Genomic DNA, 1,549 nt, shown 5'->3' with positions numbered 1-1,549 from the left:
GCGCAGGAAAACAGCAAATAGAATTGTGGTTGATGGAACACATATTTCAGAGAAAGACAACATCAAGATTTATCTTGATAATGTAAATATCAATACGTCTACTGGTTCGGCGTTGCAAATTCAAAGTAGTGTTCAAGCTCAAGTTTACATATATTTAGAAGGAATCAATAAGCTTAACAGTGGATGGAATGCAGCCTTACAGAAAGATAACGCTGCCAAACTTACAATAGATAACTCTCCAAACACTACCGGAGAATTAATTGCCATAAGTAGTTATGGTGCCGGAATTGGCGGGGATCACTTTAAATCCAGTAGTGACATTACCATTAGAGGTGGCTCCGTAACTGCTACTTCTACTTTTGGTGCCGGAATTGGCGGGGGTCAAGGGAATACCGGCAGTAACATTGCCATTAGAGGTGGCTCCGTAACTGCTACTTCTGATTTTGGTGCTGGAATTGGCGGGGGATCTAACGGAGGCAGCGGCAGTGACATTACCATTAGCGGTGGATCCGTAACTGCTACTTCTGATTCTGGTGCCGGAATTGGCGGGGGATCTAACGGAGGCAGCGGCAGTAACATTACCATTAGCGGTGGATTCGTAACTGCTACTTCTAGTATTGGTGCCGGAATTGGCGGGGGATTCGGGAACACCGGCAGTAACATTACCATTAGCGGTGGATCCGTAACTGCTACTTCTACTCGGGGTGCCGGAATTGGCGGGGGATCTAACGGGGGCACCTGCAGTAATATTGCCATTAGCGGTGGATCCGTAACTGCTACTTCTACTTATGGTGTTGGATTTGGCTGCCCTCCCCACAAGAACTTAAATAGCACTGGTAATAATCCAGAAGTATATCTCTGTACTGTTTCTAATCCTCAAAAAAGAAATATAAGTATAGATGGTGTTGACTGGATAACATATAATCATGTAACTAATAATTCTGTCGATAATAACCTGTATGCATGGCTAACTGGCGCAGATCACACTATAACTGTCGGGAATGACAAAAGGACATATTCTTTCAATCAAACTAACAACCAGTTTATTCGTATAAAAACAGATCCCACCGCTGCCCAATTTGATTATACGCAGCTCAATTTTACATATACTAAAGATACCCCTGTTGATATTAGTAACTATATTGAATGGAAAGATGATATCACCGGTCATGGTACAATTACTCGTGTAACATATTTTAAAGAAGATGGAACTTCACTCATAAACAGACCTACAGATGCAGGTACTTATACTTTTAAGATTAATGTGGATGAAGGTGACTACTACAATTCAGCCAATGACATATCTGCATCAGAATGGGAATTTGTCATTTCAAAAGCACAAGCACCTTCAAATAAACCAACCAATCCTGCAATATCCGTACCATGGTCCTGTAAGAAAGTAAATGAGATTGTTCCTAATCCTCTTCCTGAAAATTGGGAATGGCAAGATTCAGATAAAACTAAAGATCTGAATGTCGGAGACAATACCGCTACCGCAGTTTACACTGGCGAAGACGCAAACAAAGGAAACTATGACACAGAAGTTGTT

At 41.6% G+C, this 1,549-nt stretch carries 1 pseudogene; it reads left to right on the top strand.

From position 1 onward, the window contains the following. Positions 1 to 25: 25 nt before the first annotated feature. A pseudogene (locus AC058W_RS00875) lies at positions 26 to 1,549 on the top strand (hypothetical protein); the annotation flags it as partial.

It is taken from the genome of Blautia sp. CGZ-1-C1 (assembly GCF_056504575.1).
This window is presented reverse-complemented; position numbering and strand designations above follow the sequence as displayed.